Below are 24,769 nucleotides of genomic sequence, written 5' to 3' on the forward strand. Positions count from 1 at the left end.
CAAGGCAGTAAGCCAGTGTCAGGCGCAACAGGTCGCTCGCCGACCTGACGCCGCGCGGGCGCAGGAACGCCTTCGTCTCGCGGGCGCTCTGCGTGAGCAAATCTTCGCCGCCGAGAAGCTCAATCGTCTCGGCCCAGCCGTCGTCAACAAGCGATTCGTGTGTCATCGCAGTGTAGAATCACACCCGATTCCGCAAGGCAATACCTATCTTAGCGCCTATGCCCTCAAGGGGGGAGATTGGCAATTTCACTGGTCGCCGCCGCCCTTGGTCAGGATGTCGTCGGCAAGCGAAATGGCAGTGCGACGGTCGGCTTCGCCGGCGGCGGCAAATGCCTCTTCCTGCATGCCGCGGATCCACGGCTGGTCGCTCGGCGAGGCGCGTTCGAGCGCGGCGGTCATCATGGCCAGCCCGCGCACGATCTTGCCGCTCTGGAACAGAAGATTGCCGAGAGTCGCCTGGGCGCCGGCATGGCCTTTTTCGGCGGCGAGTTGGAACCAGCGGCCGGCCTGCTTGACGCTGGCCTTGACGCCGCCCTCGCCCTTCAGGAACATCTGGCCCATCTCGAACTGGGCGTTCGGGTTGCGGTAATTGGCGGCCGCGCGCATGTAATATTCCTGCGCCGCGACCTCGTTTTCCTCGACCGGGCTGCCGGGGATGCCTGTCCGGAGATAGTCGCCCAGCGCCACCAGCGCGTCGGAGACATAGCTTTCCTCCGGCGATCCCGGCTCGACATCCTGATCGACGATCTCGGAGAAGAATTTGAAGGCCGCATAGTCGTCGCGCGTCACGCCGTCGCCTTCGGCGTACATGCGCGCGAGCTTCCAGGTGGCGCCGATCTGGCCGTTCTCGGCGGCGTATTTATAGGCCTCGACCGCCTGTTCCTTATGGCCGCTCTTGTAGGCGGAGAAGCCGAACTGGAACACGGCCCATGGGCTCGATTGCGGCTTCACGCCGGTCTTGTCGTCGAACACCTTGTCGTCGAAGGCCATGGCCTGGCCCACGGCGCCAAAGATCGCAACAGCGACCAGTGCCGGAAGGACAGACGACCTCAACAACTCAGATATCCGCATAGCAATGTGTTTCTTTGGCACCGCCCGGATGGGTGACCGCGCCGTGGCGGGCAGGCCCTACCGTCTGTGCGTATTTCCAGATCGCGCCCGACTGATAGTCGGTCGTGCGCGCCTTCCAGGCCTTCGCCCGCGTTGCCAGTTCGGCCTCGGACAGGTCGACCGCGATCGTGCCTTTGGTTGCATCGATCGAGATCACATCGCCGTCTTTCAAGAGCCCGATCGGGCCGCCAACGGCAGCTTCGGGCCCGACATGGCCGATGCAGAAACCGCGCGTCGCGCCCGAAAAACGACCGTCGGTGATGAGGGCGACCTTGCCGCCCATGCCCTGGCCGTAGAGCGCCGCCGTCGTCGACAGCATCTCGCGCATGCCCGGGCCGCCGCGCGGACCTTCGTAACGGATGACGAGAACCTCGCCTTCCCGGTAGTTGCGGTGCGTGACCGCCTCGAAACATTCCTCTTCCGAATCGAAACACCGTGCCGGACCTGAGAATTTCAGCTCCGTCATGCCCGCGACCTTCACGATCGCGCCTTCGGGGGCAAGGTTGCCCTTCAAGCCCACGACACCGCCGGTTTGGGTGATTGGTCGGTTGGCGGGACGGACCACATCCTGGCTATCATTCCAGGCAACATGCTCCATGTTTTCGGCCAAAGTACGGCCAGTCACGGTCATGCAGTCGCCATGGAGATAGCCGTGGTCGAGCAGCGTCTTCATCAACAGCGGAATGCCGCCGGCCTCGAACATGTCCTTGGCGACATATTTGCCGCCCGGCTTGAGGTCGGCGATGTAGGGCGTCTTCTCGAAAATCGCGGCAACGTCGAACAGGTCGAACTTGATGCCTGCCTCATGAGCGATCGCCGGCAGGTGCAAAGCCGCATTGGTCGAGCCGCCGGTGGCCGAGACCACGGTTGCCGCATTCTCCAGCGCCTTCAGCGTGACGATGTCGCGCGGACGGATGTTCTTGGCGATCAGATCCATGATCTTTTCGCCCGAGGCGAAATTGAAGCGGTCGCGCATCTCGTAAGGCGCCGGCGCGCCGCAGGAGTACGGCAGCGCCAGGCCGATGGCCTCGGCGACGGTGGCCATGGTGTTGGCGGTGAACTGGGCCCCGCAGGAGCCGGCGGAAGGACACGCCGCCTGCTCGATCTCGAGCAGTTCGGCATCACTGACCGTGCCGACCGAATGCTGGCCGACCGCCTCGAACACGTCCTGCACGGTGATCTGGCGGCCGCGATAAGAGCCCGGCAGGATCGAGCCGCCATAGATGAAGATCGACGGCACGTTGAGCCGCACCATGGCCATCATCATGCCGGGCAGCGACTTGTCGCAGCCGGCAAGGCCGACCAGCGCATCGTAGCAATGGCCCCGCATGGTGAGTTCGACCGAATCGGCAATGACATCGCGCGACACCAGCGACGACTTCATGCCCTGGTGCCCCATGGCGATGCCGTCGGTGACGGTGATGGTGCAGAATTCGCGCGGCGTGCCGTTTGCGGCCGCCACACCTTTCTTGACCACTTGCGCCTGGCGCATCAGCGAGATGTTGCAAGGTGCCGCTTCATTCCAGCAGGAAGCAACGCCGACCAGCGGCTGCCCGATCTCGGCGGCAGACAGGCCCATGGCATAGAGATACGAACGGTGCGGCGCACGCGCCGGACCGACGGTCACATGGCGGCTAGGGAGCTTAGCCTTGGAAATGACTTTGGCGTCCATTCTCTTCCTTGCCGCGGGCGGTGCGGCCTGCCTCATCGCCGAGCCTTGTGGCGCGTGTCCCGAGACGAATTCGAGGTGCGCCGGGTTTATGGCGGGAAATGGGCAATTTCTTCGGGCGAGGCTGTAGCGCGGGGGTTGGTCGGGAACTGTTGCCAAAACGTCACAATTGCGAGAGGTGAAAGTGATGCGACGGATTTGCAACACCAAGTTTTCCGTCATCGCTCGATGGTCCACCCACAAAACAAAAAGGCCGGGCTATACCCGGCCTTTCGTTATAATTTTCAGAGCCTTAGAACTTGATCTTGACGCCGCCCGAAATTGCCGTGACCAGATCGTTGCCGAAGTCGTAGCTGACGTCGGTACCGGCCTCATAGCCATTCTCGTCAGTCAACGTGCCTGAGTGACCACTGGTCAGTACACCAACCGCGCCGGCCAACCGCACTTCGATGTTGGCGGTTGGCGTGTAAGCGACGCCGCCACCGAGCGTCCAGGTATCGGTCTGCGAGCCAACACCGTGCGACGTGCCGCGATCCCAAGATAGCTGGGCGGCACCACTCCACTGCTCATTGAACTTGTGGCCGATGCCGGAGGTCACCGTCCAGCCATCGCGGTACATCAGGTCGAGCGAGGTTAGCCTAACTGGAAATGGGGAAATCGTCGTGCAAGGTGCAAGGCCCTTGGTTGCTTGCGAGCAGATCGGAATGCTCTGCAGCACACTCCAGTTGACCCATTTGATCGAGCCGAAAGCGAGCCAGCCAGGCGCGATGCCTGACTGAAGCTTCAATTCCACCGAATCCGGCATAGACGCGGAACCGTAGATGTCAGGTTTACCCTGGGCGACTTGCGATAGGTCGAGCGCACCCTCAAGATTGTCCAACTTGACCTGCGAGTTATAAACGAGGCTGGCACGCAGCGCGATTTCGGGGATCTCATAAGCAAGGCCGGCGCGCCAGCCCCAGCCGGTACCCTTTAGGTCAACGCGGCCAACGGCGCCAGGCGCCAGCGGCGTGATGAAGCTTTCCTTGAAACCATAGACTTCTTGGTAAAAGACACCGCCGATAAAACGTAGCTGGCCCTTGCCGGCATCCATTTTGTAGGAGCAGGTGGCTGCGTAATTATTGCTCTTGATATCGGTTTCGATGTTGGAGAAAGAGCCGTTCCAGATGCCAGGATTCGTATGCGCGCCCCAAGGCTGCGAATAGTCAGCCATGCAGTCGACGTCTTTAACCACCTCGGCCTTGAAGCCTATGCGCGGCACCCAGTAGCCTTCGCTGTCATCAGCTGTGCTTTTGAAGTTGAGCGTCGCGTTGCCGTCGACGGCATTCTTGAGCTTGCGCTCAGGCATCACGTAGGTCGCCTCGGCTTCGGTGGCGAAGCGCGCCGGATCGAACAGAAGGTCGATGTCGTAGCCACCGCGCTCGATGCCGCCGGCATGTACGGAACCGATCAAGCCCAGCGAAAAACACCCCGCCCCCAGCAGTGCTTTAAAACGCAGATTGTTCATGGATATCCTCCCCGAAATACTAGTGGGTCAAGCTAGAACCAATTCGGGTTAACGGCGCAACAATGAATTCACATAGCGTACATGTACACCTGAGCCGGCTGCCTTTCCGGCACAGCGGCTGGTTCCGAAGCAAGGCCGAAAAACGGCTTTCCGGGGGCAGATCAGCGAAAGAATTCTGTGAAACCCGTCACAAAAAGCTCAAAAACAAGCCCTTTCGGAGCTATTTGGCCCGATTGTTACATTATGGCAACAATGGGGCTGAAACTTTCCGTTTACGTCAATATTAACCTTACGGAATGCCTGTTGTTCGAGCAAAAGAACCGCCGCCAAGCACTTGCCGGCGCCTTGCGAATCCAGCGCTCAACCAGCGTCGCGCACCCTAGTCAACGCCACCGAAAGCTTCTCCTGCTGATCGCGGTATTCGTCGAGTTTTTCGCGCTCGGCCGCGACGATCTCTTCCGGCGCGCTGGCGACGAACCGTTCATTCGACAGCTTCTTGTGCAACCGCGCGATTTCCTCGGTCACCTTGGCCAGTTCTTTCTGCAGCCGCGCCGCCTCGGCGGAGAGATCGATCAGGCTGCCGAGCGGCAGGCAGATCGTCGCCTCGTTGACCACGATCTGGGCCGAGCCCTTGGGTGCCGCGTCCTCCAGCGAGATATCGCCGACCCGCGCCAGCCGCTTGATGGCGGACGCATGGCGGTCGAGCCTCTGCTGGGTCTCGACGCTGGCGCCAACCACCACCAACGGTGCGATCGCCGCCGGCGGCACGTTCATTTCGGAGCGCACGGAGCGGATGCCGGAGACCAGATCGACCAGCCAGTTGATGTCGGCGGCCGCGTCCGCGTCCTCGAAGTCGGGCGACGGCCAGGCGGCGTGGCAAAGCAGCGTTGCGCGCGTCCGGCCCTCGCCCGCCGTCTGCGCCCACAACTCCTCGGTCATGAACGGCATCATCGGGTGAAGCAGCTTGTAGATCTCGTCGAGCACGAAGGCGACGCAGGCCCGGCTTTCGGCCTTGGCAGCTTCGTCCGCGCCCATGAACACCGGCTTCAGCAGTTCCAGGTACCAGTCGCAGAACAGGTTCCAGACGAAGCGGTAGGCGGCGCCGGCCGCCTCGTTGAAGCGGTAGCCGGTGATGCCCTCGGTGATAGCGCGCGACGCCCTGGTCAGCTCGGTCAGGATCCAGCGGTTGACCGGCAGCTTGGCGTCGTTCAGCCAGAAATCGTCATTGCGCGCGACCTCGTTCATCTCGGCAAAGCGTGTCGCGTTCCACAGCTTGGTGCCGAAATTGCGGTAGCCGGCGATGCGCGCCGGATCGAGCTTCACGTCGCGCCCCTGCGCCGCCATCACCGTCAGCGTGAAGCGCAGTGCGTCGGCGCCAAACTCGTCGATGAGATCGAGCGGATCGATGACGTTGCCTTTCGACTTCGACATCTTCTGCCCGTTCTTGTCGCGCACCAGCGCGTGCACATAGACGGTGTGGAACGGCTCCTCGTGCATGAAATGCAGGCCCATCATCATCATTCGCGCGACCCAGAAGAAGATGATGTCGAAACCGGTCACCAGCACGTCGGTCTGGTAATAGGTCTTGAGCTCCGGCGTGTGATCCGGCCAGCCCAGCGTTGAGAACGGCCACAGTGCAGACGAGAACCAGGTGTCGAGCACGTCCTCGTCGCGGGTCAGGATCTCGCCCGGCTTGAAGGTCTCGAGCTTGTCCTCGACCCAGGCCTTCCATGGACCTTCCAGCGCCAGATAATATTCGATCGCGGCGCCCAGCGCCTCTTCCTCGGTCTTCTCGACGAAGACCCGGCCGTCCGGCCCGTACCAGGCCGGGATCTGGTGACCCCACCACAGCTGGCGTGAAATACACCAGGGCTGAATGTTCTCCATCCAGTCAAAATAGGTCTTTTCCCAGTTCTTCGGCACGAAGTTGGTACGGCCTTCACGCACCGATGCGATCGCCGGCTTGGCGAGCTCGGCGGCGTTTGCATACCACTGCTCGGTCAGAAACGGCTCGATCGGCACGCCGCCGCGGTCGCCATGCGGCACGGCGTGGCGGTGCGGCTCGATCTTGTCGAGGAAGCCGCCGGTCTCCATCAGCTCGACGATTTTCTTGCGCGCGACGAAACGGTCGAGACCGTCGAGCTCGTCCCAGACGGCCTGACGCTCCGGCGTCACGTCGAGCCCGGCGAGAAAATCTTCATTATCCCTGAGCGTTATTGCCGCCTCGATGGTCAGGATGTTGATCGCCGGCAGCTTGTGGCGCTTGCCGACCTCGAAATCGTTGAAGTCGTGCGCCGGCGTGATCTTGACCGCGCCGGAACCCTTTTCCGGGTCGGAATACTCGTCAGCCACAACCGGAATTTTCCGGCCGACGATCGGCAACACGACATTCTTGCCGACCAGATGCCGGTAGCGCTCGTCGTCCGGGTGCACGGCGACCGCCGAATCGCCAAGCATCGTCTCGGGCCGTGTCGTCGCCACCGTAATGAAGGTCGCCGAATTTTCCGGATCGAAAGTCTCGCCTTCGATCGGATAGCGGAAGTGCCAGAGATTGCCGTTGATCTCCTGGGGCTCGACCTCCAGGTCGGAGATCGCCGTCAACAGCTTCGGGTCCCAGTTCACAAGGCGCTTGTCCTTGTAGATCAGCCCTTCCTTGTAGAGGCTGACGAATACTTCGAGCACGGCCTTGGACAGGCCTTCATCCATGGTAAAGCGTTCGCGCGACCAGTCGGCCGAGGCGCCGAGCCGCTTCAGCTGGTTGAAAATGGCGCCGCCGGACTCGGCCTTCCACTCCCAGACCTTGTCGATGAACTGTTCGCGGGTGAGATCGCGGCGATGTATCTGCTTTTCCATCAGCTGGCGTTCGACCACCATCTGCGTGGCGATGCCGGCATGGTCCATGCCGGGCTGCCACAGCACGTTCTTGCCGCGCATGCGCTCGAAGCGCACGAGTATGTCCTGTAGCGTGTTGTTGAGTGCGTGGCCCATATGCAGCGAGCCGGTGACGTTGGGCGGCGGGATGACGATGGTGAAGGCCTCCGCCCCCTCCTCGGCGCCGGCGCCGGCGCGAAATGCGTCCGCCTCTTCCCAGATTTTGGCGATCTTGGGCTCGACGGTCTTGGCGTCGTAGGTCTTTTCAAGCATGGGAAAGTGGTCCGCGCGGTCGGGAGTTTTGCTGACCCGGTGTAAATCGGAAGGTTTTGGCCAAGTCAACCGCGAGGGCTGCCTCAGTCCTTCAACGCAAATAGGCGGGGCCCTGGTCATTTCAACGGGAAGGCCATGCCCGCACCTTCATCGTCAGCGATCCCGACGGGAAGCTGATCGCATTCGCGACATCAGCCGGACGCTGGCCTGCAGCGAGAAAGCGCCGCCCGAAGGCGGCGCTTTAATCCGGAACGGGCTGTGGTGATGCCTATTGCGCGCCGCGCGCGACGCGCTCGATTTCTTCGCGTACCAGGCGCTCGACCAGCGTCGGCAGGTTGTTGTCCAGCCAATCCTGCAGCATCGGCCGCAGCATCTCCTCGGCCATCTCGTCGAAGGTCTTCTTGCTGCGGCTGGCGAAGGCGTCGGAGAGCTCGCCGAAGGCGGCTGCGACCTGCCGTCCCGTATGTTCCGAAACGATCGCCGGACGGGCCGGGGTTGTATCGGCCGGGCGCGCGTGCTCGCTGCGCGAAGGACGAGGCTCGAAAGCCGGCTCGGCAGCGAGATCGTCTTCGAAAGCCTCGACCTCCGCGATTGCTGCCTGCCGATTTTCAGTCTCCGGCTGCCTGATCTCGGGCCGCCGTACTGTGTCAGCCGGTTTTGCCTGATTGCCAACGGCCGCGATTTCGCGGCGCCAATCCGTGACGATCGAGTCGGTGGTTTCCGTCTTTGCCCGCACTGCAGCTTCTGCCCCGACGGCGGGGGCAGGTTCACTGGCTATCCTGGCGCTCACTTCCGCCAGGGTCATCGGAGCATGCGCGGGTGGCGCGGCGGTCGTGGCATTTGCCGCAATGGCCGGCTTCACTGGCGACGGCTCGGAGCGCGGCTCCAGCCGCGCAACCACCGGCTCGGCTAGTTGGGCCTGCACCTCGGCCAGCGTCACCGGCTTCTTGCTTTCGGTCGAGCTGTGCAATTCGCTGCGGAAGGCCTCGACATCCGAAACAGGCCCGGCGGCCGGCACAAGGTCCTGCCGCAACTCATCGGCGTCGCCCTTGCGGCCGGTGTCGCTGTCTTCGATGATCCTCCTGATGGAAGCCAGTATTTCTTCCATGGAAGGTTCGCGCTGTGCGCTGCTTGCCGTCGCCATCGTCACATCCGCCGCCCCCGCGCATGATCCCGAAAATCGATCTTCGATTTTCGAAGAGGATCAGGCGCAAAATCAAAGTTCTACAGCCTCCTTTGCGCATCCATCGGACGCGTGGCGCTGTAGTGACCCGTTCCTGGATTCCTGTCCGGCAAAGCCGGATACGAATCATGGCGACAGCGTAGCCGACGGATCGCCATCCGAGAATCCCCAATCTCGGAAGACGCCGGATTTCAACAATTTAGGCTACAAAAGACAAACGCCGCGCATCCTTGGGAAGCGCGGCGCTACGATACTTTCAATCTTGGCGGGATTTGAACCGCTCAGTCGCGATCAACGACCGTCCGGCGTACGCAGCCCGATCCATTTGTCCTTGACGGCTCTGTAGTGCTCTTCAGGCTTGTACTTCACCACATTCAACGCCAGGCGATCGGCCGACAGGCGGCCCATGGCCGACAGGATGGCGTAGCTCGCTACAACCACATCGCGCTCGGAGCTGGCGAGGTCGATCTTTGCCGAGATGACGGCGTTCTGGGCATTCAACACGTCGAGCGTGGTGCGCTGTCCGACATTGCGCTCCTCGATGACGCCGTTGAGCGCCAACTGTGCGGCCGCGATCACCTGCCGATTAGCGTCGACGCTTTCACGCGCTGCGATGTATTGCGTCCATGCCGAGGTCACGGCCTGGCGCACCGAGTCACGGCTGACATCCACCTCGATGCGAGCTTGGCTGAGCGATTCCTTCGACTGACGAACGAGTGCGGAGGTACGGCCGCCCGAATAGATCGGAACGGTCAGCGTCGCGCCGACGGTGGCGGCATTGGAATCGCCGTCCGAATCCCCCGCGCTAGGTACGGTATTTTGATAGGCATGGGAAAGGCCGGCACTGGCAGTCAACTGCGGCAGCAACGCACCCTCCTGCGTCTTTACATCAAATCCGGCTGCATCGACGGAATGTAGGGCGGCCAGGATGGCCGGATGCTCGTTCGATGCAATGCCGATCGCCGCCTCGAGACTCCTCGGCAACAGCTTCGCCAACGGCGACGCGGCCTTGAGCTTGCCCGGCTCGTCGCCGACGATCTGATGATAGGTTGCCGCACTGGCCAGAGCCTGCGCACGGGCGGCACTCAACTGCGCCACCGCGGCCGAACGCGACGCGTCGGCCTGCGCCACATCGGTGCGCGTGCCCTCGCCGACCTCGAAGCGCGAGCGCGCCGCGCGCGCTTGCTCGGTCAGAAACTGCAGGTTCTGTTCGGTCAGCACCGCCACCTGGCGGTCGCGAATCACGTCCATATAGGCGCTCGCCGCGTTGAACAGCGTGTTCTCTTCGGTGTTGCGCAGGCCCTCGACCGAGGCCCTCACCTGTGCAGCGGCCGACGCGACCCTGTTCTTGGTCTGGAAGCCGTCGAACAGCGTCTGATCAATCCGAACGCCGAAGCTGCCGGTGGTCAATGCCAGGCTCGCGTTCCTGCCGTTTAGGTGCCTGGAGGTGTAATCGATATCAGCCGAACCAGTGATCACCGGGCGATAGCCCGACTTGGCGATCGCCACGCCCTCATCGGTGACGCGCACGCCGGCACGGGCCGAATTCAGCGAGGAATTGTTCTGGTAGGCCTTGGAAAGCGCGCCGAGAATGGTTTCCGCCGAGGCGGCTATCGGCGAAAGCGCTGTCGCGGAAATGAGGACAGTAACAAACAGACTCTTGGCTAAGGACGGCACTTTATATCCCTCATTCGTTTTGCACGGGAACCACGCCACGCCAGCCCATCCCTAGGGATCGGCCAGCGCCGCGTCGATGTATCGTTCCCCCGCTGACAGCCTCCCGAAACCCCGGTTAACCAATCAGCAACGATTGTTCAATCGCAAGCCAACATGACAGAGTCTTTGCTGCAAGGCAAAATCACTTAGAACTCGAAGGCATGAATGCGTTCAAATCCGGGTAGTGGCTTAATTGCCGCATTAAATGCCCGTCTTCCGGTTACAACCCCCCCTGCATTGAAAAAGAGCCGGGCTACGCCCGCATTGCCCTGCCCTTCCACAGCCACCAGCCGGCCGCCTTCGGCAAGCTGGTCAAGCAGCGCCGCAGGCACTTTCTCGACGCTGCCGCCGATGAGAATCACATTGTAGGGCGCCTTGGCGACATGACCTTGCGGCAGTGGGCCGGTGACCACGGTGACGTTATCGCAGCCCTGCGCCGAAAGCGCCGCTTTGGCTGCTTCCGCCAGTGTGGTATCGCTTTCCAGCGCCACGACGGATTTGGCCAGCCTGGACAGCAGCGCCGCGGAATAACCGGTGCCGCAGCCGACATCGAGCACCGAATCGCCGGCGTCGATCTCGGCCAACTGCAAAAGCTTGGCCAGTGGCGACGGCTCCATGAGGTAGCGCGCACCGCTGCCATCGGCGCCGTCGGAGATGCGGATATCCTCGTCAATATAGGCGAGAGCCTGTTGGCCGGCCCCGACAAAGGCCTCGCGCGGCACGGCAAGCATGGCGTCGAGCAACGCTGCGTCGGTCACATCGGTGGTGCGTACCTGGCCGTCGACCATCTTGACGCGAAGTTCGGAGAAATCAGCGCTCATGTCCCAACCAATCCGTCAAAAGCCAATGCGCTGAAATGCGCTTGTCGCGCCGACACTGCGGCGCATTCGACCGGAACTCAAGCCCCCGGCATGCGGGAGTTGAAGCGATTGGAGGCCTCGCCCGGAATCGAACCGGGGTGCAAGGATTTGCAGTCCTCTGCGTAACCACTCCGCCACGAGGCCTCATCGCTCCCGGCGAGCGAACTCAATATGGTGGCAGCGAAAGGTCGTCAAGCGTCCGCGCGGCATTCCGGCGCGCTTTCCTCATCAGCCGCCGCAACGTGGTTCCCGAGCGATTTCAGCGCTTGGCGCACCGGCATATTGGCCGCTCCTCAAGCATGGCTGCGCGACCGGCGAAACTCGAACCCGCAGCTTTACGCAGCGGGTGCAAACTGGCTTTCACCGTAAACGCGCGGCTGACACCAGGGGCTGCCGTTCTCAAGGAGATATTCGAGGGGAAGGTCTGCGGGGGGCTGGAAGCGAAGCGTCCACTGAACCGGGACCGCGCGCCATCGCTTTCAATTTGGCCGGCGACGCCGTTCCCACCAGACGACGAACCGGCGCCGCAGGCGGCGCACCGCGGCAAATTCGTAGGAAAGCACCAAAAGGCCGAGCGGAATCATCCAGAAGCCGAGAATCGGCAGGAAACCGAGAAGGCCGAAAAACACCAGCACGATACCGATGGCGATCCTCAGCCCGCGCGAGCGCGGCATGGTGAACTCGCGCCCGAACACCGAGATTTTCCGCGCCGGTGCCTGGTTTTCGTCTGCTGCAGTCATGTCGAAAGTCGATCCGGTTGCCTTCGATAAAGCCATATGCGCTAAAGGCTGCAATCGCCTTTCAGGTTCCGCCGACCAAGGTCCGACGGCGCCCAAGACGGCTCATATGTGGTGTCATCCGGCGATTGCCAGAAACCATTGGGTGAAAATGCGCTAAAAAATGCGAAATGCTTCTTTGCAAAGCCGAAAAGGGTTTGCTATAGGCTGCGCCACTCACATGAGAGCCTCTATTCCCCGGTAGCTCAGTGGTAGAGCAACCGGCTGTTAACCGGTTGGTCGCTGGTTCGAATCCGGCCCGGGGAGCCACTATCACCAGAAATGTCTTGAAACCCAAGGATTGCAAGGGTTTCCGCTTCCCCAGAGATACACCGCGCGATACACTGCGGGGTACCCTGAGCATGAAGATTGACGTGAAGCACATACAGAAACGCGGCAAAGCCGGATGGCGCTACAGGCGCAAAATCCCTGAAGAGCTTCGGACCGTTTTGGGCAAGCGAGAACACCTCGTGCCGCTTGGGGCCACCGAGCAGGAGGCGCTCAGGAAATATCCGAGAGTTCACGCTGAGGCTGAGAAACTCTTGGCCGACGCGATCAAGCGCGCCAATGGGCCTGCCCCCACGGAATGGGGTCTATTTCGCGACGGTATAGCCGCTGCCTGTAAGATGGGCTTCCGCCAGGACCGTGACTTCCCGTCTCTTAACGAAATCGAACATGACACGGACTGGCAGGCCAGAATGAAGGCCGTCGAGACGCTTGTCCGCAAGTACGTTCCAGATTTCGACAGCGTCGAGGATGACGACGACGACGATGATGACAGCCCCCTCCCCGATTTCCTCGCGAGTGAGGCAGACACCGCATTGGCGCGCGCGCTGCTGCTGAACTCATCGGGTACGCCAGCCCCGACCCTTGAGGACGCCAAGAGGCTCTATCTTAAGGAGCGAGTTGGGGACGACGAGACGAAGCAGATGGAGCTTGAGCGGGTCTTCAAGCTCGTCGTGGAGGCACTTGGCAAAGACCGCAAGCTGGCAAGCCTCAAGCGTGAGGACGCCAAGGACGTTCGCGATCACATGCTCGATGGGCGCAAAGCGTCTTCCGTTGACCGCTACCTGAACGTGGTCCGCGCGGTCATCAACCATGCCATAAGGGAATTTGACTTAGCCGGCGCCACCAACCCCTTTATGAACTTGGAAGCTGCGCCGAAGGACAGGGCAGAGCCCGATAAGGATAAGCGGCGGCCATTCACCCTGGACGAGGTTGCAGGCATAACCGCCCGCATTGCCTACCAGGCCAAGACGGACCTTCGACACATTTGGACAATTCTAAATGGAACCGGGTGCCGCCTCGCCGAGGTGTCGGGCCTTCGTGTAGCGGACGTTTACCTCGATGACGCCATTCCGCACATCACGGTCGAGTGGCATGACGACCGTCGTATCAAGAATAAGGTGTCGCGGCGCAACGTTCCTCTGATTGGCGACGCTCTTGAGGCCGCAAAAGAAGCCGTCAAAGCCGCCGGCAAAGCCACAATGCTGTTCCCTGCCTATGGCCGGCCCCGTGGCCCCGCGTCAGCCTCCGCTGCCCTCGGCAAGCATGTCCGCGCCTGCGTGTCTGACCCTAAGGCCACCACTCATTCCCTTCGCCACCTGATGAAAGACCGACTGCGACTGGCCGGTGTCACCAAGTCAGACCAAGACATCGTCCTTGGGCACTCCTCCGGCAGCGTTGGGGAGGATTATGGGGGCGACGAAGCGCGGCTTGAGATGGCCAGACGGGCGCTTGAGAAGGCGCTCGCCACTGCGAACAAGTCGACTTCGTGACGGTGCTACTTTTGCACCGTATCGGAGATGAAGACGCGATCAATCTCGCCCTCTGAGTACTGCGGTTTGCACCTCACAGCTATCTGAGCTTGTCCATCGAAGGCAGTGGAATATGGATTGTTCGGAACCCCAAGCACGGGGTCGGTGATTTGCCCAGAAACACGGCGGTTTGGCTGATCGTCGCCAACGACAGAGACCTTGCAGGTCTTGGTGACCAAATCGAGTTCGGAGATGATCACCGTCATCACCTGCTCAGCCCCTATCTCTATCGGCTCGACTTTCTCTATCTCAACGCGATCGGTCTCCGTCACCAGAAAGGCACCGCTTTCCGAGTGGCCGACTTGAAGGGTTTGAGCGGATGTTCCGATTGGGTTGACCAACATCTTCACGGCTGCATAATTTGACAGCGCCAGCCGTTCCGCCATCTGAATAGCGGCTCGTGAGGTGTGCCCCATCTCCTCCAAAGCCCTGACTGCAACCTTGTTAGCAGCGTCCATTTCTTTGGGTTTGTTGGCCCAACGGGCGATCGTCGCATTTACCAAGGCTTCAGTGGCCTTGGTCGCCGCTGTTCTGATTGCAACATCGATGTAAGGGAGTAGCGGAACGGTCACCGCCGCTGCCAATCCAAGCCCAGCCTGAACCAATACCCAGATGTCATATGACCCAGGCTGTGGAGGCAGTGCATAGACCTTTACAGAATTGCCTATCTCGCGCTTTGAATAACGTCCAGTGAGCGCCACCTGGCCACCAGACGCTATGAGCTTTGAGGCGCCACGAAGTGAAAGAGCAAGCGGTTCAAGTTCAACGATGTGTTTGTCCGCATCCAATCCTTCGAACTTGATCCGGATCGGATCAACCTTTCCAACTTGCATGGTGCCCTCACTCCCAAAGTGGAAATGAAGAACAAATGAACACGAAAGTCAAAAGGCCAAGAGGCAGATGACAGTCCCGACGAAGTACGCGAACAGCTATGTGCCCGTGAAGTATTTCCTCTCCTCTTACCGCGCGCTGTCCGACGGCCGCAGCGGCATCCGTCACCTTGACGAACGGCTTGCAGAGGCGACGTTCCTGCTGTCGGAGTGGAAGGTCATCTGGATCGGCACCTGCGCGGTCCTTAGGACGGCGATCGATTTGTTCCGGGTCGACGCTAAATCGTGCCTTTCTCCGCGTATCAGAAATGAGATCACGGCCGAGTGGAATGCCATCAAAGACCAGAGGGAAGATCACGCGATCTTTTGGGATTTCCTTCGGCAGGAACGTGACAACGTCATCCACGAATACCAGTGGCGCGCTTACGAGCAATGGATAAAGCCCGACGGCACCTTCCGAGCTACTCGGCTCTCGCTGCTCTCGCTGGCCGACGATGATGCCAAGCCCGTGCTGTTGATGAAAGGGGGCCCCTTCGAGGGCCGAAACTCGCTTGATCTGCTGAAGGAAGGTGCGAATTGGGTCGAGGCCCGCATCTTTGGCGCGATCCGCCGCGCTGGGTTCGATCCCGAAGAGCGGCGCGGGCTGGTCCATTTCCAGCTACGTCCGACTTTGACGGGCGGCGTTTTGAGCGGTTTGAGCGACGACGCTACGCAGCTTGATCCGCAGGCCTGATTAGTGATGGAGCGACCACGGTCTCGTTGGCGGCGACGTGCCCGACGGGAAGCAGAAATCCCTTGACCCTATCCTCCCTGGGGGGATACGGGTGGCGGCATGTCCGATAGCTTACATACCTCGCACCCCGCCATCGTCAAACGCCTCAAGCGCGCCCAAGGGCACCTCTCGGCTGTTCTGTCCATGTTCGAGGCGCAGCGTCCCTGTGTCGACCTTGCCCAGCAGTTGCACGCCGTCGAGAGCGCGATTAGCAGCGCAAAGCGTGAGCTGATCCACGACCACATCGAGCATTGTCTGACCGACACGGCTGAACCCGGCAGCGCCCATGACAGCCTTGCCGAACTCAAGCAACTGGCCAAGTACCTATGAACGGCATCGGCGCACGCATTCTCGACTGGTTTGGCTTTGGCTCTCATGACCATAGCGCGCACGGTCACGACCATTCCTCGCATGGCCATACCCATGGCGTCATTGACGCGACCATCGCCACAACTGATCGCGGCATTTGGGCGATCAAGTGGTCGTTCGTCATACTTGCAGTCACCGCCCTTTTGCAGATTTGCGTCGTGGTGCTGTCAGGCAGTGTGGCGCTGCTCGCAGATACAATCCACAACGTGGGTGATGCCACGACCGCGATACCGCTCTGGATCGCGTTCATATTGGCACGACGAGTGCCCACCAAGACGTTCACCTACGGCCTTGGTCGTGTCGAAGACCTCGCGGGGATCATCATTGTTCTTATCATCCTCTTCAGCGCGATAGTCGCCGGGTACCAAGCCATTGACCGGCTAATCCATCCTCAAGCTGTGACGCACCTTGGCTGGCTGGCAGCGGCCGGTATCGTGGGGTTCCTTGGCAACGAGGCCGTGGCTGTGTTCCGCATCAGGGTGGGCCGTGAGATCAATAGTGCGGCGCTGATCGCGGACGGCTACCATGCTCGCACGGATGGACTGACAAGCCTTGCCGTTGTGGTCGGCGCCTTTGGTGTGTGGCTTGGCTTTCCCCTCGCCGACCCAATCATCGGGCTTTTGATCACCGTGGCAATCTTGGGGATTGTCTGGCAGTCGGCCCGCTCGGTTCTCACCCGTATGCTCGACGGCATTGAGCCCGGCGTAATCGATGACATCCATCATGCAGCCGCGCACGTGCCCGGAGCCCAAATCGTCGAAGCGAAGGCGAGATGGATAGGGCACAAACTCCACGCAGATGTGGCGATCAACGTCGACCAGTCCCTTCCGCTTTCGGCGGCGAGTAGGATCGCTGGCGCCCTTGAGCAAGAGATGTTGGAACACATGCCAGCCCTCGCTGCCGCAAACATTCGCTTCTCAGTGGAACCGGCGGGCCTCAGCCATCCACATCCGCACGACCACAGTCACGGAGATGGGACACCTCACCGGCACGACCACTGAGGGTCACGTTCGACGATGCTATTTCTGGTACATTGAGCCGATGCTTCATTCGCTCGTCGAATACCAGCGAACGATTTATCTGGCCCTGGCCGAGCAGATAAAGCTGCTCCAGACGGGAGGCGACTGGTTGGCGTTCATGGCCTTCCTCCCAATGGGCGTCGTGTTCGGGGCAGCTCACGCCTTGACGCCGGGACACAGCAAAGCCGTCCTTGCTACCTACCTTGCCGGGTCAGATGCGTCGGTGTCTCGTGGCCTCCTGGTGTCGCTCACGCTGTCGTTCACGCACATCACTATTGCGGTTTTGATCGCGGTTCTCTCCTTGCCCCTTGTCTCCATTGCGCTCGGCAGCGTTGGCCGCGCCCCGCTTCTCGAAGACATCAGCCGTGGTCTACTCGGCCTTATCGGCATCTGGATGTTATGGCGTGCGGTTCGCCACGGCCATCACCACCATCATGAAGGCAAGGTTGTGGGTGTAATGGCAGGATTGATCCCATGCCCGCTCACGCTATTCGTCATGACCTTCGCCATCTCCCGGGGGGTTCCTGGAGCAGGCATTCTATTCGCCATCACCATGATGTTGGGGGTCGCGCTAACCCTATCCTGTGTCGCGATCCTATCAGTTTTGTTCCGTCAGCGGCTGATGCACTTCTTCGACAGGAGCCCTCGGGTATTCGAGGCGATCTCACGCGGGGTAGAGGGATTGGCTGGGCTGCTCCTCGCGGGCGTAGCGGTCTGGCAAATCGCTGCCTAAGGGCGGTTGTCCGTCTAAGGCCAACTATGACGCTTCGAGCCGCAACAAACCCTCCTCCTTGGCAGCGGCTCGGAACGCCTTGCGGGCTTCCTGAGCTGTCGCTTGGTCAGCCAGGCAGGCCATGCAGACGCGCACCGCGAGGTTCCACTTAGGGCCACGTTTGGTCCACTCAAGGAGGGCTTCGGAGGCCGCCTCGACATTGTGCGTCATGCCGGCGCGTTCGGCGCTTACAGGGACCGGAGGGTTGAACCAATTGAGTGCCATAACCGTCATGCGGCGGACCGTCTTCTGACACAAGCGGCCACTGCATTAGTAACATCACCGTCCGCACCTGGCTTTGATACCCAAGTTCCCTTTTGAAAGATCCTGTCGTGGTAGCGAGGATCGAACGCGCTTCCCGAATGGACAACAAACGGGATATCCCGCCCATAAAGGAGCCTGGCTATGTCCTCGCAACTTCCATCATTCAGCTCGATATCAAGGACGGCTACATCGGGGGAATTTGATTGCAGCCACTCAAGAGCCTGAGAGCAAGATGGCAGGACTGCCAAGACATTGAAGCCGGCATCACACAATGTGTCTTCAACGTCGAGCGCAATTAGCGGCTCGTCTTCCAAAACGACAACCGACAACACCGATTGGCTGCCCATCGTCATAACCCTCGTGAGGGGCAGGAGGTTGAAGACCCTTCCCACTCGCCAGCGCCTATACCCTCGGCCGGCGACGAATAGGTTATCAACGTCCACTTAGATGCATTGTCAAGAGCTTTTTTCGCTGAGAGACAGCGTTGATTTGAGGCCCAGCGCGGCACCTGAGTGCTATCAGGCGAACCCTCCTGGAAACCTCCCGTGGGACAGCCTCTGCTTCAGGTCGTTGGCATTCAGAATGTCCGCCAGCTCTTCGGCGTACTCCGTGTCGGGAAGGTCGACAGATGGGTGGCCCGCTACAATAGCCGGCTGCCCGGTGAAGACGTCGAACACCGTCAACGTCCCGTCGTGTTCCCGCCTTACGTCGTACCGCAGAGTTGCCATGAGGGGATCATATAGGTCGATCATTAGGGGTTGCGAATATTTGGTACAAAAATGCGAGCGGGTGATCGGATAAGTGGCACGCGCGCCGACCCCCCTTGCCACCCCTCTGGTCTCACATTAGGGACGCCGCCTATGATAGGCAAAAGGGGGTCCCGTCTTCATGCGAAATGCACTTATTCTCATCACAGTGCTTCTAAGCGGGTGCGGACAGAGCGATCCATCCTACTGGAAGCAAACGATGGCTGAAGTGTACGCCTGCCAAATTGAAGCTGCACAGGCAGTCGGTGTCGACTTCGAACAGCCGATATTGCTTCCCGACCTCAAAAGGGTGGCCGAACTACGCGCCCGGTGCATCGTGGAAGTCGGACTTGTGCAGGAGAAGGCGGCGGCTCTCTGCCTTGCGCTCCACGACAACTACAACGACTACACAGCTTGTCTCGACGATAGCAGCCCGACGAGCAGGACCGCCAGCTGTCGACATGAACACGAGTACGATGACGACGAGTACCGTGAATGCTTGGCACAGCCTGTAGTTAAGTTGAGGTCCAGCTACGCGCCACGTCCAAAAGGGGGAACCATCTAACGAACAGGCACCATATACATTCGTGTCGGTATCATTGGGTGTGCCCTTCACGAACCGGCCCGGAGTTGGTTCGATAAATATCTCTTGACCGGGCAAATCGAACCACTTATTAGCGAACCAGTCAAACCGAACTGGAGCGCGCTGTGACATTCATTCGAGCCTACCTCAGAGCCTCGACCAAGGAACAGGACGCGGGGCGTGCCCGGGGGGACCTTGAAGCGTTCTGCCGGGAGCGGGGGCTGACCATCGCCGCCACCTACGAGGAGAACGAGAGCGGGGCTTGGCTGCACAGGCCAGAGCTGTTCCGGTTGCTCAGGGACAGCAAGCCCGGCGACATCCTGCTCACCGAACAGGTCGACCGCCTGAGCCGGCTCTCGGATAAGGACTGGGATCAGCTCAAGCGCGAGATCAAGGACCGAGAGGTGAAGGTCGTGGCGCTCGATCTGCCGACGTCGCACATGATGCTGAGGACAGAGGACGCCTTCACCGGGCGGATGTTCGATGCGATCAATGGCATGCTGCTCGACATGCTCGCCGCCATCGCCCGCAAGGATTATGACGACCGTCGCCGCAGGCAGGCTCAGGGGATCGCCAAGGCGAAAGCAGAGGGGAAGATGAAGGGTCGCCCTGAGGACGCCAAGCGGAACGAAGCGATCCTCGACATGCTGCGGGGCGGGCAAAGCTGGAACACCATCGTGGCAGCGACAGGCTGCTCGCGCTCGACGCTCGCGAAGCTGGCGAAGCGCCTTGTGCCATCAAGCGAAGCGCATGCCGTGCCTTAGCCTGCGCAGCAGGACAGCTTCGCCACGTCCTTGTCGAACGACAGCGCCGCGAGCTTCAAGCCCTCCACTGTGGTCAGGTACGGGAAGAGCGTGTCTGCGAGTTGCCGGACGGTTAGGCCGCAGGTGATGGCTAAGACGGCAGTCTGGATGCTGTCAGCGCCCTCAGGGGCCAGAATGTGAGCCCCGAGCAGCTTGCCCGTCCGGGTTTCGGCGACAAGCTTGATGAGCCCCCTGGTATCGCGTGCGGCCAGTGCGCGTGGCACTTGGTCAAGAGCAATCTTGGAGACGCGCACATCATGCCCGGCTGCGCGAGCGGCAGCTTCAGTGAGACCGACACTCGCGACCTGTGGATCGCTGAACACGACGGCCGGCATCGCTGCATTGTCGTACCGCAGGCTGTCGCCGTTGAGGGCGTTCTTGGCAGCGAGCTTGGCGCCATAGGCGGCCATGTAGACGAACTGATCGTGGCCGGTCACGTCGCCAGCGGCATAAGTGCCGGGGCGGGTGGTGCGCATGCGGTCGTCAACTGCAATGCCCCCGTTTGCTGCAACAGCGACACCGTTGTCGATGAGGTCGAGCGCCTCGGTGTTGGGTGTGCGCCCGATGGTGACGAGAACTTGCTCGGCGTCGAGTGTCACATTCCGGCCATCGCGCTCAACAGTCAGAGCAACACCGGCATCGGTCGTGCGGATCGAATGGTAGGCTACGCCGGAGACGACGTTGATCCCCTCGTCCTCAAAGTATCCCGTCAGCGCCCGGCTGATCTCAGGCTCGGCCTCGGGCAACAGTCGTGAGCGAAAGACGAGCGTCACCTTGACACCGGCCCGCGCGAACAACTGAGCCAGCTCGGCACCGATGTAGCCCCCGCCGACGACGAGCAGCGTTCTCGGCAGTTCCTGAAGCTCCAAGGCTGTTGTGCTGGTGAGATAAGGTACAGCTTCAATACCTGGGATGCTCGGGACGGTGGGCCGCGCCCCGGTCGCGATGATGATCCGGTCGGCCGCGATCCTCGTGCCATCAACATCCACTCCGCCGTGGACGAGGCGCGCCGATCCCTCGCGATAGGCGATGCCGTTGTAGGCCGGCAGCAGGTCTATGTACTTCGTCTGTCGCAAGTGCCCGACCAGATCGTCCTTTTGAAGAACTGTCGCCCGCCAGTCCGTGATCACAGCCTCAGCCGTAACGCCAGCAAACCGTGCGGCGGCGCGTGCGTTGTGAAGCGTCTCCGCAGCCCGGATAAGGGTCTTTGAGGGCACGCAGCCGATGTTGACGCACGTACCTCCGATGGTCCCACTGCCAATGAGCGCCACCTGCGCTCCTTGATCGGCGGCGGTGATAGCTGCCGAGAAGCCAGCCGAGCCGGCCCCAATGACGGCAAGGTCATAGACATCGCGCCTCGGGGCTCGACGGCCGACAGTGGTGACTTTCGAGGTGGCAACATTGGCATTGTGGGAGCCAGCATCGCCTTGGGTGCGATCCTTCTGTAGCCCGATCAGGCTTGGCCCAAAGATCGCCCGGCCAGTCTCAAGTGCCTCCATAATCGAAAGCCGAAATCCCGGTTCATCGGCGGGCCGTTGGTTCCGCCAAGCTGCAAGGTGGTCGTCGCTACAGAAGAAGGCTGTCGTCGAACAAAGTGAATTTGCGGCACAGCCGCCCTCGTAGCGCACGCTAAGCCAGACCACCGCTTGCCGAGGGTTGACCTCGTCGAGTGCCCGGCCGTGGTCTCGCGTGGAGACGTTGATCGGCGAGCCGCAATGCCAGCAACGGGAAGTGATCTGAATATCTCGGTCGAGCATTGCGCCGACGCCGAGCGCATCGACTGCGCACATCGCGTTGATAGTACGGCCATCCAGCTTGATTTGGTGGCCGGTGTCTCGGTCGGTGAATGGATAAGTGCCAACGATCCGGTCGCCTTCAAGAACCACAAGGTCCCGTTCACTGAGTTCATTGAGTAGCGGTTGCAACGCTGCTTCGGTCAACCCGACTTCCGTTGCAAGAGTGACGGGTGTTGGTGCCCTGCCATTGTCGGCATAGAACTGGAGCAGTGCAGCGCGTACCCCATCCACGGCGGCCGAGTAGCCGCTCCAGCGGTCAAGGACATGATCCGAACCGATCATCGCAGTCAGCGCGCTCTGGACCACCGGGGACGCCACGACCGACCAATCGGGAAACGTCACGCCGGGTCGTATAGCAAAACTGGGCAGAGCGGCGGCTGAGCCAGCATCAGAGGGGGACTTAGGTGCGCAGCAGTCGCTCATGAGTTCAAGCCTAATTGAAGGGCAGTGGGTTCGGGTTGGGCTCGGAAGACTGTCAGCTTCCCTGTTGGGGATGCGCCGGGTAACCCGCGTTTGTGCTGGCGGCAGCTATAGCCTCGGCGGTCGTCTTCCCGTCGTCGAAAGTCACGGTGGCCGTCATGGCCTCTAACGAGATGGCCACGTTGTCGACGCCAGCCACTGAGGCCATGGATGTCTTCACGATATAAGGGCAGGAGGCGCAGGTCATGTTGTCGACACCAAAGGTGACGGTGCGCTCGGCAGCGAAGGCGGCAGAGGCAGCCAAGGTGATCCCCCCGACGACGAAGGCGCTCAAAAGGTTCTGCATGGGACAATTCTCCTTGTTTATGCGCCAAGCAGCACGGGCGCGACGTAGTCGAAGGCAAACGCGGCGGTTACGAGCGCCGTCGCTGACCAGAGTGCGAGTTTGACGAGCCGGTTAGGCAATGGGCGAGCGCAGGCGGCGTCATCTGCGCAGGCTCGCGTCGGTGCCCAGTAGACGAGATAGAAGCCATAGCCGAGGACGCCAACCGTCCCCGTCACGAAGAGCGGCTTGTAGGGAGCGAGCGCGGTAAGGTTGCCGATCCACGCGCCACCGACACCGAGGCTGAACAGTACCAGCGGCACGATGCAGCACGAAGATGCAGCGAGCGCGCCAAGTATGCCGCCTGCTATGACGAGGCGTTGCCGTCCAGCGTGGCTGCGGCCTGAGACCTCATCGGCGGACGCCGACCGGATGTTTCCAAGAGTTTCCATTTCGTCCTTCGCTGATTGCCGAAATCCAGTCTCCGCAGTAATGTGCGGTCTGTAGTGACTACAGGCTCAAGAGGAATTTTGCGATGCGCGATCACGCATTGGTGAAGGGTCTGCAAAGGGCTGAACTGGCCAAGCGGACCGGAACCAATTTGGAGACGGTGCGGTACTACGAGAAGGTCGGCCTTCTACCGGAGCCGCCGCGCACGCAAAGCGGCTACCGAAACTACGACGCGACACACGAGCGACGCCTTCGCTTCGTTCTGAGAGCGCGAGAGCTGGGCTTCTCCCTTGACGAAATCCGCGCGCTGCTACGGCTTGTGGATGAGCGTGACCAGCCTTGTGCAGATGCTCGTGCGGTTGCGGCGACACATCTTGAGGACGTGCGCGCAAAGATCGCCGACCTGAAGCGCATGGAACAGGTCCTGAAGGAGGTCGTCAAGCAGTGCGGGGATGGCACGTTGCCGGCATGCCCACTGATTGAGACGCTATTCCAAGTGACTGCCGTCAATTAGGCCGATCGCCTCGTCTGTAGCTGCCATGCAGGTGCTGGCCAGACTGCCCGGCCGCGCACAGGCCGAGTGCCATCATTCTGTTGCCGGCGTCCGTAGGGGTGCTGATTGGCGTTCATGGCCGCAATGGCGGAAGCCCAAGCGGCCGCTACCAAGGAAGCCCAGACGGCCGGCATTGAGGCGGCCAAGGCCGACCCGAAGACGGACTGTGGCAGGGAGCCCAGTGACGAAACAGCGACACGCTCCGTAAGGTCACGCGATGCTGGACACAGCGGCCGGGCAATGACGATAGCTAAGGCAACGGGATTGACCAGATAGGCCGTTCGCATGATCAGAAGACGACCGTGCGGGCGCTGAGAAGGCGTTAGCGAGGATTTAGTCGCTCCTCATCGATTACCCGCCCGACCGTTACCCACACCAAGGGCGCGGCGTCGGCGGACAGCTTGTGGAGCCGCAGACGAACGGTACAGCCAACCCCTCTGACACCAACACCTGGCCAACATCGCGACCATCGGCAAAGAGTGAACCGCAGCTTCGCCCATAGTTGCACTTACCGGTGCCCTCGGTGCCCGGCGGGCAAGAACAGGGAACCATCTTCAGTTCCAACTGCGCAGTGGCGACCAGCTCCTTGAGGCGGGCCTTCGCTCGACGCCCAAGGTCTCCCTCAGAGCCGCACCTTGGTTCGATGCTCTCGGGCGCATTGAAGCCGACCAACCGGGTCCCCTTCGCGGCACCGTTGAGGCGGATAGTGTCACCGTCCGTGATCGTGAACTGGTTCCGCGCCAATGGCTTCAGGCTTCCAGCGTCTGGCAATGCAGGGCCTGGGGCGCTTGAGAAGGCGGTGTGCGGGTCGGTGACGTAGGAGTAGATGAGGGAACCGACAACCAAAGCCAGGGCGAACCCAAAGGCTCTGGCAAACCGGCCGGCCAAATACCGGGCTTCGCGCACAACCGGGCTCCGTCGGCGACGCGGTCTCCAAGTCGGTGACTGAGACTTGTTCGGTCGTGGCAGCGGTGGTGCAGGGCTGCTTGGTGGGAAGTAGCCGATTGCCTCGATAAGCTTGGCGCGCTGCTTGTCGGTCAGCCTCGTGTTGGGACCGTACTTGACCAGACGGGCGTGAATGTCGACGAGGAATTGTCTTTGCCAATGGCTGAGGTGACCGCGACCCAGCGCAGTCTCGATACGGGACTTCAGGTCCTCGGGTTCCATTGTGAATGCCCCCCGGCCTCACAGGCAGACCCCGCAGCGTTGCCTCCGGCAAATGGGGTCGAAGCCCAGCCTATCACTACACCGGCGTGAGGCACAGCCCGTGCGCTTTTGCCTCTGTCCC

At 61.1% G+C, this 24,769-nt stretch carries 24 protein-coding genes and 2 tRNA genes; 9 read left to right on the plus strand and 17 right to left on the minus strand.

The genetic code is table 11. From position 1 onward, the window contains the following. Nucleotides 1–246: 246 nt before the first annotated feature. From NKJ64_RS13045 to NKJ64_RS13085, 9 genes are all read right to left on the minus strand, one after another. Nucleotides 247–1,071: a tetratricopeptide repeat protein gene (locus tag NKJ64_RS13045; RefSeq protein WP_023667701.1), complete on the minus strand. Its 825-nt coding sequence runs from the start codon at nt 1,069–1,071 to the stop codon at nt 247–249. After that, entirely contained in the window at nt 1,058–2,782 is a 1,725-nt protein-coding gene (gene ilvD / locus NKJ64_RS13050) for a dihydroxy-acid dehydratase (RefSeq protein WP_023829903.1), read from the minus strand. Before ilvD ends, NKJ64_RS13045 begins: the two co-directional genes overlap by 14 nt. A gap of 289 nt (nt 2,783–3,071) precedes the next feature. Beyond that, nucleotides 3,072–4,286 (minus strand): OmpP1/FadL family transporter, encoded by a 1,215-nt coding sequence (locus tag NKJ64_RS13055; protein ID WP_023829902.1) that lies wholly within the window; start codon nt 4,284–4,286, stop codon nt 3,072–3,074. Nucleotides 4,287–4,646: 360 nt separating this feature from the next. Continuing rightward, nucleotides 4,647–7,430: a valine--tRNA ligase gene (locus NKJ64_RS13060; RefSeq protein WP_352462735.1), complete on the minus strand. Its 2,784-nt coding sequence runs from the start codon at nt 7,428–7,430 to the stop codon at nt 4,647–4,649. Nucleotides 7,431–7,698: 268 nt separating this feature from the next. Next, the gene (locus NKJ64_RS13065) at nt 7,699–8,574 is read right to left on the minus strand and encodes a PopZ family protein (RefSeq protein ID WP_023710692.1); all 876 of its coding nucleotides are present in this window, start codon (nt 8,572–8,574) and stop codon (nt 7,699–7,701) included. Between the two features lie 330 nt (nt 8,575–8,904). Then, nucleotides 8,905–10,290, minus strand: a complete 1,386-nt coding sequence (locus NKJ64_RS13070) for a TolC family outer membrane protein (protein ID WP_023710693.1) — start codon at nt 10,288–10,290, stop codon at nt 8,905–8,907. Between the two features lie 185 nt (nt 10,291–10,475). After that, entirely contained in the window at nt 10,476–11,150 is a 675-nt protein-coding gene (locus NKJ64_RS13075) for a protein-L-isoaspartate O-methyltransferase family protein (RefSeq protein ID WP_352462736.1), read from the minus strand. Nucleotides 11,151–11,259: 109 nt separating this feature from the next. Beyond that, a tRNA-Cys gene (locus tag NKJ64_RS13080) sits at nt 11,260–11,333 on the minus strand. 335 nt (nt 11,334–11,668) lie between these two features. Further along, a complete protein-coding gene (locus NKJ64_RS13085) occupies nt 11,669–11,929 on the minus strand; it encodes a PGPGW domain-containing protein (protein WP_027050334.1) in 261 nt (86 codons plus the stop codon). Nucleotides 11,930–12,160: 231 nt separating this feature from the next. Between NKJ64_RS13085 and NKJ64_RS13090 the strand changes: the two genes are divergently transcribed. Next, nucleotides 12,161–12,235 (plus strand) — tRNA-Asn (locus NKJ64_RS13090). 92 nt (nt 12,236–12,327) lie between these two features. After that, nucleotides 12,328–13,743: a tyrosine-type recombinase/integrase gene (locus NKJ64_RS13095; protein WP_352462737.1), complete on the plus strand. Its 1,416-nt coding sequence runs from the start codon at nt 12,328–12,330 to the stop codon at nt 13,741–13,743. Between the two features lie 5 nt (nt 13,744–13,748). Here NKJ64_RS13095 and NKJ64_RS13100 read toward each other — a convergent pair whose 3' ends face one another. After that, nucleotides 13,749–14,615 (minus strand): DUF7946 domain-containing protein, encoded by an 867-nt coding sequence (locus NKJ64_RS13100; protein WP_352462738.1) that lies wholly within the window; start codon nt 14,613–14,615, stop codon nt 13,749–13,751. Nucleotides 14,616–14,682: 67 nt separating this feature from the next. Here NKJ64_RS13100 and NKJ64_RS13105 point away from each other — a divergent pair, with 67 nt between their 5' ends. The 4 genes from NKJ64_RS13105 (at nt 14,683) to NKJ64_RS13120 (ending at nt 17,505) form a co-directional block, all read left to right on the plus strand. Then, on the plus strand, nt 14,683–15,345 hold the full coding sequence (locus NKJ64_RS13105) for a hypothetical protein (RefSeq protein WP_352462739.1): 663 nt from the start codon (nt 14,683–14,685) through the stop codon (nt 15,343–15,345). Between the two features lie 99 nt (nt 15,346–15,444). After that, nucleotides 15,445–15,714 (plus strand): metal-sensing transcriptional repressor, encoded by a 270-nt coding sequence (locus NKJ64_RS13110; protein WP_352462740.1) that lies wholly within the window; start codon nt 15,445–15,447, stop codon nt 15,712–15,714. After that, nucleotides 15,711–16,754 (plus strand): cation diffusion facilitator family transporter, encoded by a 1,044-nt coding sequence (locus tag NKJ64_RS13115; protein WP_502902865.1) that lies wholly within the window; start codon nt 15,711–15,713, stop codon nt 16,752–16,754. Before NKJ64_RS13110 ends, NKJ64_RS13115 begins: the two co-directional genes overlap by 4 nt. A 40-nt stretch (nt 16,755–16,794) precedes the next feature. Continuing rightward, on the plus strand, nt 16,795–17,505 hold the full coding sequence (locus NKJ64_RS13120; RefSeq protein WP_352462741.1) for a nickel/cobalt transporter: 711 nt from the start codon (nt 16,795–16,797) through the stop codon (nt 17,503–17,505). A gap of 24 nt (nt 17,506–17,529) precedes the next feature. On the opposite strand, the gene NKJ64_RS13125 is transcribed toward NKJ64_RS13120, so the two are convergent. The 3 genes from NKJ64_RS13125 to NKJ64_RS13135 form a co-directional block, all read right to left on the minus strand. Continuing rightward, nucleotides 17,530–17,778: a DUF982 domain-containing protein gene (locus NKJ64_RS13125; RefSeq protein ID WP_352462742.1), complete on the minus strand. Its 249-nt coding sequence runs from the start codon at nt 17,776–17,778 to the stop codon at nt 17,530–17,532. Beyond that, complete coding sequence (locus NKJ64_RS13130; RefSeq protein WP_352462743.1) at nt 17,775–18,155, minus strand: response regulator; 381 nt, start codon at nt 18,153–18,155, stop codon at nt 17,775–17,777. The genes NKJ64_RS13125 and NKJ64_RS13130 overlap by 4 nt, the downstream gene beginning before the upstream one ends. Nucleotides 18,156–18,326: 171 nt before the next feature. Then, nucleotides 18,327–18,560, minus strand: a complete 234-nt coding sequence (locus NKJ64_RS13135) for a hypothetical protein (RefSeq protein ID WP_352462744.1) — start codon at nt 18,558–18,560, stop codon at nt 18,327–18,329. 214 nt (nt 18,561–18,774) lie between these two features. Between NKJ64_RS13135 and NKJ64_RS13140 the strand changes: the two genes are divergently transcribed. Continuing rightward, complete coding sequence (locus NKJ64_RS13140; protein ID WP_352462745.1) at nt 18,775–19,119, plus strand: hypothetical protein; 345 nt, start codon at nt 18,775–18,777, stop codon at nt 19,117–19,119. 143 nt (nt 19,120–19,262) lie between these two features. Further along, nucleotides 19,263–19,901, plus strand: a complete 639-nt coding sequence (locus NKJ64_RS13145; RefSeq protein ID WP_352462746.1) for a recombinase family protein — start codon at nt 19,263–19,265, stop codon at nt 19,899–19,901. Here NKJ64_RS13145 and merBA read toward each other — a convergent pair. Genes merBA through NKJ64_RS13160 form a run of 3 tightly spaced genes read right to left on the minus strand, consistent with a single transcriptional unit; the run spans nt 19,898 to nt 22,930 of the window. Further along, complete coding sequence (gene merBA, locus NKJ64_RS13150; RefSeq protein ID WP_352462747.1) at nt 19,898–22,159, minus strand: bifunctional organomercurial lyase/mercury(II) reductase MerBA; 2,262 nt, start codon at nt 22,157–22,159, stop codon at nt 19,898–19,900. The genes NKJ64_RS13145 and merBA overlap by 4 nt on opposite strands. A 52-nt stretch (nt 22,160–22,211) precedes the next feature. Continuing rightward, complete coding sequence (locus NKJ64_RS13155; RefSeq protein ID WP_352462748.1) at nt 22,212–22,502, minus strand: heavy-metal-associated domain-containing protein; 291 nt, start codon at nt 22,500–22,502, stop codon at nt 22,212–22,214. A 17-nt stretch (nt 22,503–22,519) separates the two neighbouring features. Further along, nucleotides 22,520–22,930, minus strand: a complete 411-nt coding sequence (locus tag NKJ64_RS13160; RefSeq protein ID WP_352462749.1) for a mercuric transporter MerT family protein — start codon at nt 22,928–22,930, stop codon at nt 22,520–22,522. A gap of 83 nt (nt 22,931–23,013) precedes the next feature. Here NKJ64_RS13160 and NKJ64_RS13165 point away from each other — a divergent pair, with 83 nt between their 5' ends. Further along, nucleotides 23,014–23,442 (plus strand): MerR family transcriptional regulator, encoded by a 429-nt coding sequence (locus NKJ64_RS13165; RefSeq protein ID WP_352462750.1) that lies wholly within the window; start codon nt 23,014–23,016, stop codon nt 23,440–23,442. A gap of 405 nt (nt 23,443–23,847) precedes the next feature. Here the strand turns inward: NKJ64_RS13165 and NKJ64_RS13170 are convergent, their stop codons facing one another. Next, the gene (locus tag NKJ64_RS13170) at nt 23,848–24,648 is read right to left on the minus strand and encodes a thermonuclease family protein (RefSeq protein ID WP_352462751.1); all 801 of its coding nucleotides are present in this window, start codon (nt 24,646–24,648) and stop codon (nt 23,848–23,850) included. Nucleotides 24,649–24,769: the final 121 nt, after the last annotated feature.

Source organism: Mesorhizobium sp. M0062 (assembly GCF_040323125.1).
Taxonomy (GTDB): Bacteria; Pseudomonadota; Alphaproteobacteria; order Rhizobiales; family Rhizobiaceae; genus Mesorhizobium.

Bases quoted from the DNA above. Each gene is read 5' to 3' on its own strand.
- NKJ64_RS13045 (WP_023667701.1), bottom strand. From the start codon at position 1,071: ATGCGGATATCTGAGTTGTTGAGGTCGTCTGTCCTTCCGGCACTGGTC.
- ilvD (WP_023829903.1), bottom strand. From the start codon at position 2,782: ATGGACGCCAAAGTCATTTCCAAGGCTAAGCTCCCTAGCCGCCATGTG.
- NKJ64_RS13055 (WP_023829902.1), bottom strand. From the start codon at position 4,286: ATGAACAATCTGCGTTTTAAAGCACTGCTGGGGGCGGGGTGTTTTTCG.
- NKJ64_RS13060 (WP_352462735.1), bottom strand. From the start codon at position 7,430: ATGCTTGAAAAGACCTACGACGCCAAGACCGTCGAGCCCAAGATCGCC.
- NKJ64_RS13065 (WP_023710692.1), bottom strand. From the start codon at position 8,574: ATGGCGACGGCAAGCAGCGCACAGCGCGAACCTTCCATGGAAGAAATA.
- NKJ64_RS13075 (WP_352462736.1), bottom strand. From the start codon at position 11,150: ATGAGCGCTGATTTCTCCGAACTTCGCGTCAAGATGGTCGACGGCCAG.
- NKJ64_RS13085 (WP_027050334.1), bottom strand. From the start codon at position 11,929: ATGACTGCAGCAGACGAAAACCAGGCACCGGCGCGGAAAATCTCGGTG.
- NKJ64_RS13095 (WP_352462737.1), top strand. From the start codon at position 12,328: ATGAAGATTGACGTGAAGCACATACAGAAACGCGGCAAAGCCGGATGG.
- NKJ64_RS13100 (WP_352462738.1), bottom strand. From the start codon at position 14,615: ATGCAAGTTGGAAAGGTTGATCCGATCCGGATCAAGTTCGAAGGATTG.
- NKJ64_RS13105 (WP_352462739.1), top strand. From the start codon at position 14,683: ATGACAGTCCCGACGAAGTACGCGAACAGCTATGTGCCCGTGAAGTAT.
- NKJ64_RS13110 (WP_352462740.1), top strand. From the start codon at position 15,445: ATGTCCGATAGCTTACATACCTCGCACCCCGCCATCGTCAAACGCCTC.
- NKJ64_RS13115 (WP_502902865.1), top strand. From the start codon at position 15,711: ATGAACGGCATCGGCGCACGCATTCTCGACTGGTTTGGCTTTGGCTCT.
- NKJ64_RS13120 (WP_352462741.1), top strand. From the start codon at position 16,795: ATGCTTCATTCGCTCGTCGAATACCAGCGAACGATTTATCTGGCCCTG.
- NKJ64_RS13125 (WP_352462742.1), bottom strand. From the start codon at position 17,778: ATGACGGTTATGGCACTCAATTGGTTCAACCCTCCGGTCCCTGTAAGC.
- NKJ64_RS13130 (WP_352462743.1), bottom strand. From the start codon at position 18,155: ATGGGCAGCCAATCGGTGTTGTCGGTTGTCGTTTTGGAAGACGAGCCG.
- NKJ64_RS13135 (WP_352462744.1), bottom strand. From the start codon at position 18,560: ATGATCGACCTATATGATCCCCTCATGGCAACTCTGCGGTACGACGTA.
- NKJ64_RS13140 (WP_352462745.1), top strand. From the start codon at position 18,775: ATGGCTGAAGTGTACGCCTGCCAAATTGAAGCTGCACAGGCAGTCGGT.
- merBA (WP_352462747.1), bottom strand. From the start codon at position 22,159: ATGAGCGACTGCTGCGCACCTAAGTCCCCCTCTGATGCTGGCTCAGCC.
- NKJ64_RS13155 (WP_352462748.1), bottom strand. From the start codon at position 22,502: ATGCAGAACCTTTTGAGCGCCTTCGTCGTCGGGGGGATCACCTTGGCT.
- NKJ64_RS13160 (WP_352462749.1), bottom strand. From the start codon at position 22,930: ATGGAAACTCTTGGAAACATCCGGTCGGCGTCCGCCGATGAGGTCTCA.
- NKJ64_RS13165 (WP_352462750.1), top strand. From the start codon at position 23,014: ATGCGCGATCACGCATTGGTGAAGGGTCTGCAAAGGGCTGAACTGGCC.
- NKJ64_RS13170 (WP_352462751.1), bottom strand. From the start codon at position 24,648: ATGGAACCCGAGGACCTGAAGTCCCGTATCGAGACTGCGCTGGGTCGC.